Source organism: Staphylococcus sp. HMSC061G12, from assembly GCF_001838465.1.
GTDB lineage: Bacteria > Bacillota > Bacilli > Staphylococcales > Staphylococcaceae > Staphylococcus > Staphylococcus simulans.
In genome coordinates, this window is the sequence record NZ_KV837152.1 from 101192 (window position 1) to 117708 (window position 16517).

At 35.9% G+C, this 16517-nt stretch carries 13 protein-coding genes; 2 read left to right on the forward strand and 11 right to left on the reverse strand.

Features of this window, described 5'->3' with window-relative positions; translation table 11 throughout:
* Positions 1-85: 85 nt before the first annotated feature.
* Together HMPREF2937_RS13335 and HMPREF2937_RS10760 are read right to left on the reverse strand one after the other, a co-directional pair.
* Positions 86-2260 carry a bifunctional glycosyltransferase/CDP-glycerol:glycerophosphate glycerophosphotransferase gene (locus tag HMPREF2937_RS13335; RefSeq protein WP_083326942.1) on the reverse strand — a complete coding sequence of 725 codons (2175 nt, stop codon included), beginning with the start codon at positions 2258-2260 and terminating at the stop codon, positions 86-88.
* A gap of 165 nt (positions 2261-2425) precedes the next feature.
* A complete protein-coding gene (locus HMPREF2937_RS10760) occupies positions 2426-3925 on the reverse strand; it encodes a glycosyltransferase (RefSeq protein ID WP_070864567.1) in 1500 nt (499 codons plus the stop codon).
* Between the two features lie 235 nt (positions 3926-4160).
* Here HMPREF2937_RS10760 and HMPREF2937_RS10765 point away from each other — a divergent pair, with 235 nt between their 5' ends.
* Entirely contained in the window at positions 4161-4733 is a 573-nt protein-coding gene (locus HMPREF2937_RS10765; protein ID WP_002479998.1) for a TetR/AcrR family transcriptional regulator, read from the forward strand.
* A 75-nt stretch (positions 4734-4808) separates the two neighbouring features.
* Here HMPREF2937_RS10765 and HMPREF2937_RS10770 read toward each other — a convergent pair whose 3' ends face one another.
* A complete protein-coding gene (locus HMPREF2937_RS10770; protein WP_070864568.1) occupies positions 4809-6335 on the reverse strand; it encodes a DUF6056 family protein in 1527 nt (508 codons plus the stop codon).
* A 230-nt stretch (positions 6336-6565) separates the two neighbouring features.
* Here HMPREF2937_RS10770 and HMPREF2937_RS10775 point away from each other — a divergent pair, with 230 nt between their 5' ends.
* Positions 6566-7291, forward strand: a complete 726-nt coding sequence (locus tag HMPREF2937_RS10775) for a hypothetical protein (protein WP_070864569.1) — start codon at positions 6566-6568, stop codon at positions 7289-7291.
* A gap of 80 nt (positions 7292-7371) precedes the next feature.
* Here HMPREF2937_RS10775 and HMPREF2937_RS10780 read toward each other — a convergent pair whose 3' ends face one another.
* From HMPREF2937_RS10780 to HMPREF2937_RS13800, 8 genes are all read right to left on the reverse strand, one after another.
* A complete protein-coding gene (locus HMPREF2937_RS10780; RefSeq protein ID WP_002480001.1) occupies positions 7372-8901 on the reverse strand; it encodes an oligosaccharide flippase family protein in 1530 nt (509 codons plus the stop codon).
* Positions 8902-8903: 2 nt separating this feature from the next.
* Entirely contained in the window at positions 8904-10361 is a 1458-nt protein-coding gene (locus HMPREF2937_RS10785; RefSeq protein ID WP_002480002.1) for an O-antigen polysaccharide polymerase Wzy family protein, read from the reverse strand.
* 105 nt (positions 10362-10466) lie between these two features.
* On the reverse strand, positions 10467-11723 hold the full coding sequence (locus HMPREF2937_RS10790; RefSeq protein WP_070864570.1) for a glycosyltransferase: 1257 nt from the start codon (positions 11721-11723) through the stop codon (positions 10467-10469).
* A gap of 16 nt (positions 11724-11739) precedes the next feature.
* A complete protein-coding gene (locus HMPREF2937_RS10795) occupies positions 11740-12330 on the reverse strand; it encodes a sugar transferase (RefSeq protein ID WP_057510097.1) in 591 nt (196 codons plus the stop codon).
* On the reverse strand, positions 12308-13213 hold the full coding sequence (locus HMPREF2937_RS10800) for an NAD-dependent epimerase/dehydratase family protein (protein ID WP_070864571.1): 906 nt from the start codon (positions 13211-13213) through the stop codon (positions 12308-12310). The genes HMPREF2937_RS10795 and HMPREF2937_RS10800 overlap by 23 nt, the downstream gene beginning before the upstream one ends.
* Complete coding sequence (locus tag HMPREF2937_RS10805) at positions 13214-14323, reverse strand: ATP-grasp domain-containing protein (RefSeq protein WP_070462695.1); 1110 nt, start codon at positions 14321-14323, stop codon at positions 13214-13216.
* On the reverse strand, positions 14320-15525 hold the full coding sequence (locus tag HMPREF2937_RS10810; protein WP_070864572.1) for a DegT/DnrJ/EryC1/StrS family aminotransferase: 1206 nt from the start codon (positions 15523-15525) through the stop codon (positions 14320-14322). Before HMPREF2937_RS10810 ends, HMPREF2937_RS10805 begins: the two co-directional genes overlap by 4 nt.
* A gap of 429 nt (positions 15526-15954) precedes the next feature.
* On the reverse strand, positions 15955-16517 hold a 563-nt coding region (locus HMPREF2937_RS13800; protein WP_180364638.1), incomplete at its 5' end, for an LPXTG cell wall anchor domain-containing protein.

Genomic DNA, 16517 nt, shown 5'->3' on the forward strand with positions numbered 1-16517 from the left:
TGTTCACCTCTCTCTTACTATAGCCTGTTAAAAGAAAAACACGCAAAAACAGTCTCTTTAAAGGCTACTTTTGCGTGTTAACGTATTATTCTTTTTCTTCAATACCTTGATGAATCAATTCACCGATATATTCTGATGCTTTACCGTTTTCAATACTGCAGAAACGATTGTAGAATGCATCAATCTTATCTTGATATTCTGCTTGTACTTTCGGTAAGTCTTTTAAGCTTTCAGCAAGTTTGTGCGCATTTGTGAAAATAGGTCCTGGTAAATCATTATGGTAATCCATATAGAAGCCACGTAAACCTTTACCGTATTTCTCAATATCATACGCAAAGAAGAACTGTGGACGTTTTAAAATACCATAGTCGAACATCACAGATGAATAATCTGTAATCAATGCATCTGAAATCAAGAAGATTTCTGAGACATCATCATAATCAGATACATCTATCGCAAAGTTTTCATAACCAGATAAATCTAAAGCATTCGCAATCAGATAATGCATACGTAATAAAATGACATAGTCATCACCTAATTGTTTATATAAATTATCTAAGTCGATTTTAAGATTGAATAAGTATTGTCCTTTTTTAATAAACTCATCATCACGCCATGTCGGTGCGTAAGTAATGACTTTCTTATCTTTAGGAATATTAAGCTTCTCTCGAATATCTTTAAGATACTCAGTATCATTTTGACGATTAACAAGCACATCATTTCTTGGATAACCGATTTCTAAGACACGGTCTCTATCCATCCAAAAGGCCGATTCAAAAATTTCAGTAGAATAACGGTTCGGTGATACTAAATAATCCCAACGTTCTGTCTCTTCTCTGAAATTACGTTTATATGCGGGCGTTGTTGTCCCTGGCATACGTACCACTTTCATATCATTCGCCAAACGTTTCAACGGCGTACCATGCCATGTTTGAATATACGTTTGATTCTCTTTCTTATTGATATAAAGCGGCGTGCGAGCGTTCGTAACCCAGTAATGTGCTTTTGAATAAGCTTCATAATAAGCTTTCGAACCTTTTTTCACTTTAGTCGCATTACCTGGAACATAAGTTTTAGCCGGGTTCTTTAATACCCAGATATAGTTATAGTACGGATAATATTTCTGCATATATTCATAAATGTATTTTGGACTATCACTATAGTTTTTACCGCCGAATGTCTCAAAAACAATTGTTTTGTTAGAAACATTTTCTGGCGCATCTGTTAACTGATACATAGAACGGTTTTTATTTTTATTACGCATCACAACATTCTTCACATGACGTAACATGCCTCTGTATTTGTTGATCGCAATTGCGGCGTCAGGTTGATTAAACATTAACGCCAACATTTCTACTTTAAACAATGAACCGCCATCTGTTTCTTGTAAGAGATGCCATTTCAATTTTTGAGCTAATTGAATAAGTGTGTCTTGATGTTGTGCATAGTGGTAAGCATTTTGTTTATTCGCAGGGTCAAAACCGTTACGAATCATACTTGCCATTTTATGCGTCATAAATTGACGGACTTTTTTATTTTTCACTTTCTGCACGGTATGCAGATAAGCATCAGCGTAATCTTCAAATAATTGGTCGAACGCTTGTTGTGTCAGTTGTTCTGTTTCAAAAGGATCATAAACCTCTCCTCTGAAATAGAACGGGAAACCTAAAATACGCACAAAGCGTTCTGCATATGTCAGATAATCCACTACGAAAGAATTGTCGACATACGTTTTCAATGCCTCATCGAATTGAAGTTGATGCGCTTGTACGATTGCTGTTTTAAATAAAATATTACAAGCTGTATTTTTTCTTAAGAATGAATTAGGGTTTGTCTCAGCGTTCATATATTCCAATCTAATTTTATTCTGATCGATGTATTGGGGTTGATTGATTGTAAACTTATTAATCGGTGCAATTAAGGCATCTAGACCATTCACTGTTTTTAAATAGAATTGAATCGCATAAGAAGCTAATTCATCATCCGCATCTAAAAACATAAAATACGGTGTTTCTACATGTGACATTGCGACGTTACGCGCATGCGCATGCCCTTGGTTTTGTTCAAAGTTAATCACTTCAACCTTTTTATCATAGTTTTTTAAGGTGTCTTCTAAAAGTGCTTGAGAACCATCTGTTGATCCATCGTTGACTATAATCACATTAAAATCTTGATTGCGTTGTTGTTTCAAACTTTCGATACAAGCTTGAATATAATCTTCTGAGTTGTAGTATGTGATAATGACTGTTAATTCATTCATGATTGTGATCTCCTTACTTTTTATATCTCTGTTTTCCACATTTTCTTATTGTACTGCTAATTTCTCAACAAACCAAATAAGAAACCGTAACAATTATATACTAAATCTACTTTTTTATCATCGTCTTACTAATTTGGAAAAATAATAAAAGGTGTATTACTCTATTTATATTAACGTTTTAAATAACTGTTCGAAATGATGTTGTGCGGCTTTTGGTGTTAATGATTGACGTGTGTGCACATGCTTCAATGGATGGTTGATGATACGCTCCATCGCCTGTGCTAAAGCCTCGATATCACCTGTAGGTATTAAATACCCATTCTCACCCGCTTCAATGATTTCATTTGGCCCATAACGAATATCATACGCAAGAACCGGACAACCTTCATTGATACTTTCCATCATAGATAATCCGAATCCTTCATGTGTACTTGCTAAAATAGAAGCACGTGATTCACGGAAAACTTCTTTTGGATGATTAGTAAAGGATTCGATGTCTACATCTTCTGACAGACCTTCTTTAGAAATTAAATCTTTAAGTTCATCTTCTTGTGAGTCAGAAACACCGCCATATAATTTCAGTTTCGTCTCATAACCTTTAGCTTTAAATAACTTAAATGCCTTCACAATGTGATCAATACGTTTCTCTTTTGAAAATCTGCCTAAATACACAAACTGATTTTTACGTTCTTGTTCAGGTAACGTACTGGGTTCAATGAAATGCGGAATGACTTGAATTTTTTGTTCTGGAATATCTGATTGCGCTAAAATATCTTGTTTTTGTTGAGTTGTCAGCACAATATACGCCGAAACTTGCTTGTGATGATCTATCGCAAAGCGATATGAACCTTTAATATTATCACCGGATAAGTGAGAACTATGGAAGACAATGACAGGTTTAATCGCATGTTGATTGTCAATTAATGGTTCATCTAATAAACGTGCATCATTAAACACAATATCTCCATCTTTAAATATCTCATTATAAAAATACGCAAACAATGCTTTATCGTGCGTAAAACTTCTTACCACACGTCCCTCGCGGTATATCAAAATGGACGTCGCTTCTGGTTTGCCTTGCTTATTTTCTTCAAACCATTTTTGACAATACACATTTCCGTCTAAATCATACATCGTCTCACTCAACTTCATGTTTTTACGTGCTGCATAGTAAGTCTTCTTATGCAGATAACCATAAGTGTTGTATTCATAACGGATGACTTTATGTTTAACTCCAGGCGTCATCACATCTTCAAAATGGACTACTTCTGAATCCTCATAAAATTTACGATACAGTAAATATGTTTCATCAGTCTTGTCATAATAACGTACGACGTCCCCTTTTTTATTCGTACGTGTTGTGTAATCAGAAAGCGCCACAGGTTGTGCTTTATATTTCTTTTCTTTCTTAAAAGTCGACTTTGGAATGTTAAATAGATTATAGCCAGAAAGCCAATCATAGAGATTGATGACTTGTGTACCTTCGTTTAAGATACCTTTTTCTCTAAAATCAGCTAATACTTCTGGGTACTCAATATTGTAGTTGGTCGTTAAAATAGTTTGTTTAATACCTAATGTGTCGTCAATAAATTGAATTCGCTTCAACAATGCTTTCGTTCTTCCTCCATGATTCGGAGGCAAAGTTGATGTAACAGTATAAATCAACCCTAAACCCCATTTCATAAAATTTGTTAGAAAAAATTATATCATCTCTATATTTACACTTTAACTAATAAGTAAAACAGAAAAATTAAATTTATTCATACTCAAGTTAAAATATTTGCCTCTCTACCAAACATACAGTACAGTTTAATCTACATAGTAGTTTATTTATACTGATAGTTCTATACTGAAATTGATTTGTTATCATATATATTCAACAAAAGGAGATATACCAAACATGAATCCCAATGATTTACGTGTGATTAAAACGAAACGTGCTTTATCCGAATCCTTGTTCAACTTATTAAGCGAAAAATTGTTCTCTGCCATTACAGTCAATATGATATGTGATAAAGCATTGGTTCACCGTACGACATTCTATAAACACTTTTACGATAAATATGACTTGTTATCTTACTTAATTACGAATTTGACTAAAGATTATTTCGAAAAGGATATTCGAGAGCGTATTGAAGCACCTTTTAAAGCTTTAAGTTCTTTCTTTGATAAACCTATTGAAAAAATTGATATTAAACAACGTCATGATCAACAATTTATGGAAACTGTGACCGCAATCTTCATCCAAAAAATACGTCAAGACATCATAGACAATGCAGATATTATCGAAGTCCCTGGCAACCCTCCGATCAAAGTAGTTGCTCGTGTCTTTGAATCAGCAATTACCGCTATCGGTGATTGGACTTACGATGAACATAAACTTTGTGCCGACTATTCAAATGCGATTGATAATCCTGATTCGCTGGACAAGATGTTCAATCAATTACTCAACATTAAAGTTAAGTCAGAATAGCGATGGAAAATACTTTAAAACTAAAAAAATCAGAACAGCTTCACAATTGGAAGTTGTTCTGATTTTTTTGTGATTTTATTTATTTTTCTTCTGTACTTTCGGTTGTAAATATTTTTGACCATAAGGTACGAATTTTAATCGTGCTTCTTGAGGTATACCAAAGTATTGTTTAAATACTCTCTGTGTTCTTACCGACCATGGTGATGAATGTTGGGTATACACATCAAATGGCAACATTTCTACAATAATAACGTCATCTTTAGAGGCATGTGCTGCTTCTTCTTTTATTTTCGCAATCCGTTGTGTATTCGCATAACTCATGAATGAAAAAGCACTCATAAACACGATTACTGCGACTAGTGCGATACTACCCGCAATGAGACTCGTACGTCTTTCAGGTAAAGGCAACTGTTTAAGTACAATTAATAAAATAATCAACCATAACACATACATAAAGTAGAAATTTCTTGGTCCGACAGGCGCAACGACTAATAAAGGCATGGTCGCAATCACAATCGAAGCTAAACTAAAGTATGTCGTCAATAATGACTTCTTAGATAAACCAATAAAATAGAGACCTGCTGCGACTGCACAGAAATAGATCAAACACGCTAAGAAATTCAGACCTGCAATCCATGGAATGTGTTTCATCGCATCTAAATCAAAAGGTTCATAGATAAAGTATTTATAAACAGTAAAGAATGCTAAAGCTGCTGTTATTATCGCTTTATACACTAGTGACAAACTTAAAAATTTCGGACTGCGATATAAAACAATGAGTAAAACCACAGCTAAAACACTTAAAAATATGGCGCATTGGAAGTAGCCATAATACGGAATGATTTTTAATAACGTTTGAATGACTTTATCATACATCGAGGTACTAGAACCGACTTGTTGATATGAACTATTACCCGCTAAAATATTCATGTAGTTAGGATTTGTAAACATAATAATCGCACCTATCCATGTTAAACAGAATCCTATCAATAATTTCAAATTAATTTTGTGATAAATTACTAAATATACAAGTAACCCTAAACCGGTAATCGCAATATTATAAAGTGTGACGTTCTCCATAAACAACTGTCCGGCAATACATGCGATATAGAAACATACTAATTCAATACGTTGTGACCATTGTGTTTTTCTTTCTTGATTATGCAGTGTTTTTAAAACAAATAATAAAACTACTAATGCACATAAAGCACTTGTGACATAGTTATTAAACCCTGCATACCACGCATAAGTTTGTTTGAAGATTGAAGCGGGCATCAGCAGTAACATTATAAACGCGATTAATATATAAGCTGTACTTTTAGTTTTATCTGCGATTTTCAATACTATCCAAAGTATGGAGAATGAAACTAGCGCATACACTACCATGCGTAATAATAGGCTTCTCACTGCTAAAATTTCTAAAATATTACCGAAATATCGACCGTTTAAATTTTTAAAATGTTCATTGAACCATTGGTTGTAGCCATGTATATACCAACCCCAGTCATCTTGCGCAAGCGGAACAATCGCCGCAAAAACAAAATAAAAAAGCACTAATAATCCATATACAAAACAATATGGTTTTTCCTTAATAATCCTCATGATGTTGTTCTCCTTGTTGTGTTAAGCATATAATACACTTTAATTATATGATTGTCATCATAATCTATAATTAGAAAACATACCATTTTATACCTCATCAAACATACGTCATTTAATAATATTTTCACTCACTTCATTTTTTTACTGACAATTTATGACTTCAATAGTAAAATTATTAATTATTAACACAATGTGATTTATCACCTTTAAGAAAGAGAACATTTATCATCATGATTCAAATCATCTTGTATCTAACAATTGGACTGTTATTTACCCTATTAGATTTAATAATGATTCGTCGTAATCGACGTATTTTAGTTTGTTTGAGTACGTTTGTTTTTTATACACTCTTTATCAACGGCTTCATCATTGGCTTATTGTTACTATTTCTAGGAAAACCTAATGCCTTAAAGACGAATATGTACCACACATTTTTCGCAATAGAATATGGTGTGCTCGCCTCTGGCATAGGTATCGTTTTATTAGTAGTTCACGCTATTTTAATGCATCGTTTAACATTCACTGCTGTGCCAGGTCGTCGTGCTTGGCTGACTACTTTGAATGCATGTACATTATTATTACTTATGTTTCTCGGCAGTTTCTTAATCAAATTTACAGATTGGTGGTTCGATTTATTCGGAGAAACGAAACCACAAGATTTTATCTCTAAAATTCAAAGTCTTATACAATTATCCGATCGCATGATATTACCCGGCTTAATTCAAATGGTATTGATATCATCTATCTTTTATACCTTAATTGTGCTGTTCATGATTTATTTCAATCGCTTCAACTTTATTTGGAATGCTAAAACTAAAGCTATTACGATTATGAAGCGCTCATGGATTCAAACTGCACTCTTCGCTGTAACATTGGCTGTCTTTATTTCTGGCCTGATTTATAGTGTGTATCACCTGCATTTAATAGATGTATGTCTCACTTTACTGAAAAAGTAAACAAAGACGCTGTTCAGGTTTTTCTGACTGAATAGCGTCTTTGTTTGTATTTATTCTTTTTAACGTTTTCAAAGTTATATTTAAGCACGTTTAAAGCGCTGTATTACTTGCATACCCATTTGTCGCTCGCTTTGGTTCATAATGACTGTCCACAACACGACAGAATACAAAATAACATAAACGATAATATTTATACCTAGCACGACTAACCCTTTACCTAAGAGTTGCGCAATCCATTGATAAATAAAATAGTAAACGACTGTAGTGATTATCATCGGCAACCATATTTTACTCATCTCAAACCAGAAACGATACATATTCAAACCGATTTTACGGTGATAGTATACATTCATAATCAGTGTATAGCCGATAAAGCTGAACGCTGCGATAGAAAGTGAAACACCGTAACCACTATACTTCGGTGCTAAAATGACCGCACTGATCATGGCTAATACTAAGGTAATTGCTAAAGCCATAAAACGAAACGTTTGGCGATTATGTGCTTGAATAATGCTGACTGCCGGCAACTGTGACAGTTGAAAAGTAATCGTAAACATTAAAATTACCGTCATAAGATATGCAGGTCTGAAATCTTGTCCTGCCCAAATCACAATAAAGTTCTCACCGAAAATCACAAAACCGGATAAGATAAACGATAATACAATCAACTGAATACGACTGATGCGTACCATCTGTTGAAGTAAACGTTCATTACTTGCACCTTCTACCACTAACATTGAGAATCCTGGGAAGGTCACATTATTAATAGAAGTCGCAAACTGTTGGAAGATTTTTACGAACTGTACAGCGATGACATAAATCGCAACCGCAACCGTTCCGTTAATCGCACCTAAAATCATTTGACCAGAATTTAACGTTAATTGTTCAATCGCAATAGAAAACAAAACTAAACCTAAATACACGTTCAATTGTTTCTGCTGTTTTAAATGATTAAACGATAATGCACCTTTCCAATCAAAGCGTATCGATACATGGCGCCGACACAAAATCATGCCTAAGAACAGACACGCAAAGTTGACAATTAACGTAATCAATATAATCGTAACTGCGCCAAATCCCATCAATAAGAACGGTGTCGCAATGATAGAAGGCATAATCACTCGGATCAGCAACATACTCTTCGCAATCACAAAGTATTCATACGCTTGTAAAATACCGTTAAAAATACCTGGATAAAATGAAATCATGATATTGATAATGATAAAAATCAACATCAATTTCAGTTCGGATAATTGTTGAGGTGCTAATGCATTGCCGAATACCGCTTCAGCATTCAAATACAAAACCAAGCCCATCAGACCGACTAATAAGGAACATAAAAAGTAAATATTTAAGATATTACCTAAGATACGTGCCTCTTGTGCTTTTGAACCTTTAACTCTGTTTTGTGATAAGTATTTGGCGATCGTGTTACCGAACGCTAAATCCATAATGTTCAAATAAACTAAAAAGGATAAAACCAAATTATACAACCCATATTCAGAAGTGCCGAGCGTTCTAATGAAGAACGGTGTATATAAAATCGCCACTAGAATATTACCAAATATGGATATGTAGGATAAGATGGCGCCAGCTCTTCTTTGATTCATACTCATAACTCCTGTTTATGTTGGTTGCGCTTGCGTTCAAAGTAAGAACGCATCACACGTTCTAATCCGAAAATCACAAGCACTGTGAAAATATTCGCTGGTGAAAAAGTATCAATAATAAACGCGATTGTACTAGCACGTGGAATAAATAACATCATTCGTGCCATGATTAAAGCTGCCGCAATCACTAAAATATGTTTTGCGGTCAACATTCTCGTAAATAACGCAATTAATAAACCAATGACAATACTGCCGAACATCATGCCGACATAACCAAAATCATGATAAGTTTCAGCAACGAAACTTGAACCATAACCTACACCTTTAAGATACAAGTCTTTCATAATGACATAAGACATTGTATGCGAGTACTGATACCCTTCTAAAGCACGTTCAACCGATTGGCCAGACCATCCGCCTTGCCCTCCAGTTAAATTGCCCCAAATATTGTAAACGGCATACTCTGTTAACGGCCCAATAGAATAGATTTTATCAGGGATTTCTTTCGCTTTCTCGATGGTATAACCAATGACATTGACACTGATACCTTGTGAGAAGAAAAATGATAACAATGCATCAAAGAAACCACCGTCAGTCTTTTCTCCGCCTCGGTTATTACCGACAAAATTCATCAACGCTAATAAAATCGGTGCTGAAATAATGCCCGCAATAATTGTCTTTTTACCGAACCATGCTTGCGTACCTGTCTGCTTCGCTAAAATATTGCGATAACAGAAATAAATAAACAAGATGAGCACATCTAACATAAAGTCAGAACGAGATCCGGTTAATACAGAAAGCCCATCTACAAATAAATAAGCAAGTATCGGCAGCCATGCTTTCTTTTGTGCAGGCAATGTTGCGAGATATACAAAGAATGCGACTGGGAACATTCGACTAATCAACACAAACACACCTGGTAAATTCGATTTAAAACTAGAAAAATAGGCATAATACCCTTGTGATTGTGAAGCTTGAACCGCTTCTGCCAAATACATCAGCTTAAAAATAATCGCAATCGTAAAGACACCTAAACTGATGATTCGGATATTTTGTTTATATGTCGTCTCAATAGGCTGAAACTGTTTAAACCCTTGTTGAACCGTGCGATCTAACATCGCAAATCCTAAAAAGAGACAAAACAAACTTAAACTTAATAAGATTAAAATATTAAATATTGTGGCTTGATCTGTAAAATACGTTCCCAGCAGTTTAAAATCCTTTTCATGATAATGGAACAGTTTGCTGACAACCATTCTGCCCATTAAAAAGACAAAGAAAGTTACATTGAACATAAAGAAGATGACCCGCTGGTTGAACGCTTCTAGTCCATATATCAGATTGTTCAGGAAAAATAATAAGAGTGCACTAAATAACAAGGTAATATTCGAAAAGATAATGCCGATAGTAAGCAATATCACCGCAATCATCAGCACACACCATCTTAATAACTTGGTCAAACTTCCACCTACTTACTCATTCGTTACTTATTTGTCGTTTCTTGCGTATTACACGCTTTCATCTGGTTGTGTCATAGGTGTCTAGCAATATACTGAGTTGAATTCTTAAGGTTGTGCAAGTTCATGCACAAATTCAGTATAAAGACTTTCAGAATCACAGAGCGTCTGCCAAGTTTGGTAAGCACCTTTCGCATAGCCTTGATAAGCTTCATCTGAAAGATTTATGAAATATTCAATCGCACGTGCTGCCTCTTCTGGCTTAAGTGCGTCACTGATTAAAGTACCATTTACATCTGTTTGTACAATTTCAGCTGTACCTCCGACATCTGAAGCTACAACAGGAATCGCATTCGCCATCGCTTCCATGACAGAGACTGGTACACCCTCTGATTCAGAAGTGTTTAAAAATAACGTCGGGTTATGCTCATGATACCATTTTCTGACGTCTTTGTTCGGCAAACGCCCAATCAATTCATATTGAGACGACTTTAATTTCTCTTTCGCCATTGCTTCAATTTTTTGCGCATCTGGACCATCACCGATATGTACCCATTTGAAATCATAACCTTGTTCATTCAATTGTGCTAACGCATCAATAATGACATCTAAACGCTTTAATTTACGAATCGTTGAACAGCTGACAAATAAAGGCGGCTGACGTAATGAAACTTGATAATTGCCTTCACCTACACCGAGACGTCTGGTTTCAATTTTATCTGCATATTTCGGAAACTTGTTGCTTAAATAGTTCGAACTCGTATCAGACACTGGGTATAACGCATCCACATGTTTCAACATCGTCTGACGCATCGGCAAGAAACTAAACGGTTTAATATGATCATTAACATCATAACCATGACCTCTAGAAATAAATGGGATAGAATCATCACCATAATAATCATATTTTAATTTTCTGCCGAGGTTCGCAGTGATATAAAACCAATAGCTGTAAATATAAAGCTGCGTATAGCCATCATTTTCCGGTAATAAATGTGAGTGTACTAAGTCTTGATAAATCGCATCTGTTCTCGATTCAAAATACAAGTTGTACATCCACTTATAAGGATTTAAGGAGCCTGCATTTTCACCGATACTGCGTAAACGCGGTTGACTCAATAAAATATTTGGCCCTGTCTTTAAGAAGTTGATGGCCTTATCTTTTAGTCCTTGCGGGAAAGGCAAGTCGATGACTGTCGCAACATCCGGTACTTCTCTTGTCACCTTCATCTTCTGACTGACCATCGTCGGAACAATCACAATGTGATCAAAGGCTTCTGCCAAATATTTGATTTCTTCTTCTAAATATTCCTCTCCTTTATAGTAAGGAAAGTAATTCGTCAACAAAATCAGTTCTTTCTTCATAAGTGCTATTCCTCTCTTACTTCTGATTAATATTTTTTCGTAATAACACCGTTGAAATCGTTTTATAAATCACAAATGCATCCATTTTAAAGCTGACATTCGCCGCATAGAAAGCATCTAAACGCATACGTTCTTCCATCGAAGCACTATTTCGCAACAAAGCTTGTGTTAAACCCGTAATACCAGGTTTCACATGAAACTTTGTTTTATAGTAATCCGGATAACGATGTGTATTGCCAAGCGGACTCGGACGCGGTCCGACAAAGCTCATGTCACCTTTTAATACGTTCAGCAATTGCGGTAATTCATCAATACTTGTTTGACGTAACACACGACCGATATTTGTCACACGTGGGTCTTGATCGCTATTGAACGTACTGCCATCCGCATTACGAATGTCTTGTGCGTTTTCTTTCATTGTACGAAACTTATGCATTTCAAAAGGCAACATACCGACACCTAAACGTTGCCCATTATATAAGATACTGCCTCTATCTTCTCTCTTAATCATTATACTAACAGGCAAAGCTACAATTAATAACACCGGCAACAACGCTACAAATAACAACACATCTAACAAACGCTTAATATTTTTCCGGTAACTCATCACGCAGCCCCTCCATTTCTCGATAAATTTCTTGTAATGCATCTATAAACTGATATTGAGGGACAAAATCAATTTCTTGTTGTGCTCGTGTACCATCCATATAAGAAGGTTCAAAATAATCCGGCACATCTTCATCTTGACGTTGAATGTCAGTCGGGTTGCTGAACACTTGATTGATATGTTGCGCCACTTCTAGGTTCGTCAACGTTTCACTGCCTTTAATGTTTTGAATTAAGGAAGCGTTTGGATGTTGTGACGCTTGCCAAATCGCATTTGCCGCATCTTTCGCATATAAAAATTCACGTGATACATCACTCTCACCCATTACTGTTAAGGACTTCCCTAACAAAGCTAAGCGCATAAAATAATTAATCATATAGTTATTTTTCTCATGTGCGCCAAATAAATGAGAGAAACGTAAACACACTATATCCAACTGATAATGCTTACGATAATACGCAGCCAGCTGTTCAATATAACGTTTATTCAAACCATATAAAGACTTCGGCACATCATTCACTGCGTCTTCTTCCTGCCAAGGCAATGTAGCAGTATCATCATATACAGAAATAGAAGAAGCCACGATTACTTTTTTACATTTTTGTTCAAGCGCCGCTTCAAACACATATTGTGCCATCTGTACTTCTTCTGTATAACTGCTGATGTTTTTCTTTGGTCCTCTATTACCTGCCAGATGAACAATGACATCATCTTCTTGAAATATCATCTCCAAAGAAGCCTCGCTGTAATCGGTTTGAACTTGATGCGCATCTTCTGTATTTTGACGACGTGATAAAACTGTATAATCAATAGCTTTATCTTCTAATAAAGCAGTCAGATAGCGACCAAGCAATCCTGTGCCGCCTGTAATTCTAAAGGCCATTTAATCTTCCTCCTTCATCAGCGGATAAATATAAAAGCCCACTTTGTCATACACACCGTTAACAGGTCTGATGAATTCTCCTTGTTGGTAATAACGATAGCTTTCTAAAGTATGATCTGGTACTTTGAATTGATAATAATCAATCGGTTGTTTCGGTGTCTCACACATAAATTCTAAGACTACTGGTTGTGTCGTTGTCGCTTCCGTAAATGTAGGGGCTTGTTCTTCTAGAAGATGCTTGAACGTTTTCTCTAATAAGTCATCATGATTATAATATTGAATCAATTTATGCATATGACAACCATCAAAGCGTGGCGTGATTTCAATAATAAATGCTTCGTGATTCATCACTTTTACTTGCGCATACACAGGACCATTTTGAATTTTCAGGGTCTCTAAGTGTGCTGCAATCGCTGCTTCAATAGAAGCCATAGGATAATCATAATCAGGGTCGATAATATGTTTATGGATTAAACCTGGGTGTTGCGGCCATGTTTCGCGCATCGATACCAAGGTAAATTGCAGTTCGCCATCTACAACATAGCCATTCACTGAAATTTCATAACCATCGATATAGCGTTCAATAATCGCTGCGCCTTCTCTAGACTGATCCACCGCATAAGCAATCGCTTCTGGTAAATCAGCAGCTTGTGTCACTAAAGTAATGCCACGTTGTCCTTGACCATCTGTCGGTTTCACAAAGACTGGGTAGTCAATTTCAGTTTGATGGTTCACATCTTTTGTGATTTCAAAAGGGACAGAACCTGTGATCCCTTTGGTTTGTGCACGCATTACATCTTTGTGATTACATGCATATGCTGTGTCATAACTGACAAAGTGTGGTAAATCTAAGGCTTCTGAGATTTTATTCGCAACTGGCATAGCCAAATCTGAGCCTACTGAATAAACAGCATCAATATGATGTTGTTTGATATAAGCGATGACTGCCGCTTCATCTATAATATTAATCTCTTCGAAATAATCTGCACTGTCAGCACCAGGGCCATCTTTTTTCATAGCCAACGCATGTGTTTCGTAACCCATCTCTTTTAATTTCTCTATAGCTTCAGCTTGTACAGGTGCCACACCTAGAATTAAGACCTTCTTCATACCAGCACCCCGCCGACTGCTTCATTCACTTGTTTAATAATGTATTCTACTTGTTCATCTGTTAATTGCGGATAGAGCGGTAATGTCAATTCGTTCACATAATGCGCATACGCATTCGGGAAATCTTTAATGTCAAAGCCATATTCTTGGTACGCTGAAAACATCGGTAACGGTTTATAGTGCACATTAGTCGCAATACCTTCATCTGCCAAATGTTCAATAATCGCATTACGTTGTTCTTCTGTTGCCCCTTTAATCCACATAATATATAAATGACAACTGGATTCTTTATCGTTATCAAAGTGTTTAAGCGTCTTGATAACATCTGAGTTTAAATTTTCATCATATAAACGTACCACTTCTTTACGGCGCGCTAAGTTTTCATCATAATGATTGAGTTGATCCAAACCAATGGCCGCATTGATATCTGTCATATTAAATTTGTAACCTAATTCTGAGATATCGTATTCCCAGTTGCCTTTCTGCATTTTAGATAAGGCATCTTTACTTTGACCGTGCAGAATAGAAGTTTTGTATAGTTTCTGTAAATCAAAACCATGTGCTTCGTAATCTTTCGTCCATGTAACTGCCCCACCTTCAGCAGTCGTCAGATTTTTTACCGCATGGAAAGAGAACGTAGTAAAGTCTGCGAAACTGCCGCTTTTGTTTTCCCCTTTGGTCGCGCCGAATGAATGGGCACCATCATTAATAATCGCAATACGATTTAATAAAGCGTGCACAGGATTTTCCGTGTGGAAGAGTGCTTGTTTACGACGTGCAATTTCAAATAATCGATCGTAATCGCATAATTGACCTGCAATATCCACAGGAATAATGGCTTTTGTGTTTTCTGTGATTTTATCTTCAAGTTGTGTGTAATCCATTTCTAAGGAGTCTTTTTGCGTGTCTACTAATACAATTTTAGCGCCGACGTGGGCGATGACTGAGGCTGAAGCGGTGTATGTATAAGCAGAAGTGATGACTTCGTCCCCTTCGCCGATACCTAATAAACGTAATGTCATTTCTAAAGCAGCCGTTGCTGAGTTCATTGCGACTGTACCTTCTGTCCCCATATAGTCAGTTAACGCTTCCTCAAATGCTTTCGTTTTAGGCCCTGTCGTAATCCAACCGCATCTTAAAGTTTCCACAACACTTTCGATGGCCTCTTCAGAAATTTTAGGCGGACTAAATGGTATTTGCATAGCTATCTTCTCCTTTATCTTTAACGATTATCTCTCACTATGATGCCAAGAAATAATACTTTAGAATATCTGCCAAATATCCAAATGGTTTTTTGTTTATCGCTTCCATCCGAAAAGATTTCTGCCATTTCAACACACATCGCAAATATTCTAATTAGATATTATGTTCCAATTTAGTAACAGTATAATCCACTAAGTAAAAAGTATTCAATCAATATTCGTAATTAAAATTATTATTTAACAATCCTAATTTTAGAATTACATACCATTAATAAACTAATTATAAAATCAACACTCACTTAACATTCTTTACATACAATTAACACAATCTCACCTTTACCATTTCAGAAATAAAAAACCATAAAAAAGACGCCCCTCGAACTTTCAAAGGACGTCTCATCTTACTTATTCAGTTTTTAAATTTAATACTTATTTCTCTTCATTATCTTTCTTACGACGTTTACCAAAGAGTAACCAAGCACCTAAACCAGCGAACAATGTGCCGAATAATGTTTTCTTCACATCATCTTGACCTGTATCAGGTAAGTCTTTATCTTTAGCAGTTTGTTGCTTATCTGCTTTTGTTGGTTGTTTACCTTCAGCTTCTGACTGAGCTGGTACATCTTGTTCACCTTCAGTCGTTACTGTTGTACCATCATTAGTTTCAGGTTCAGATGGTACATGTGGTGGCGTTACTCCATCTTTATCTTCAGATGGCACAGTAACTTCTGGTGATGTCGGTTGTGATGGTTTTTCTGGTTGTGTTGGTGTCTCAGGTGTACTTGGTGTTATTGGTTGTTCTGGTTGATTTGGTTCGCTTGGTTCATTTGGCACTTCTGTTTCAGGTACTTCTGGTTTTTCTGGTTGCGTTGGATTTTCAGGCTGTTCTGGTGTGCCTGGCGTTTCTGGAACTTCTGGTGTTGGTTTCTCAGGATTTTCCGGCTCTTGTGGCTCTTCCGGTGTTGTACCTGGATCTTCTGGTGTTGTACCTG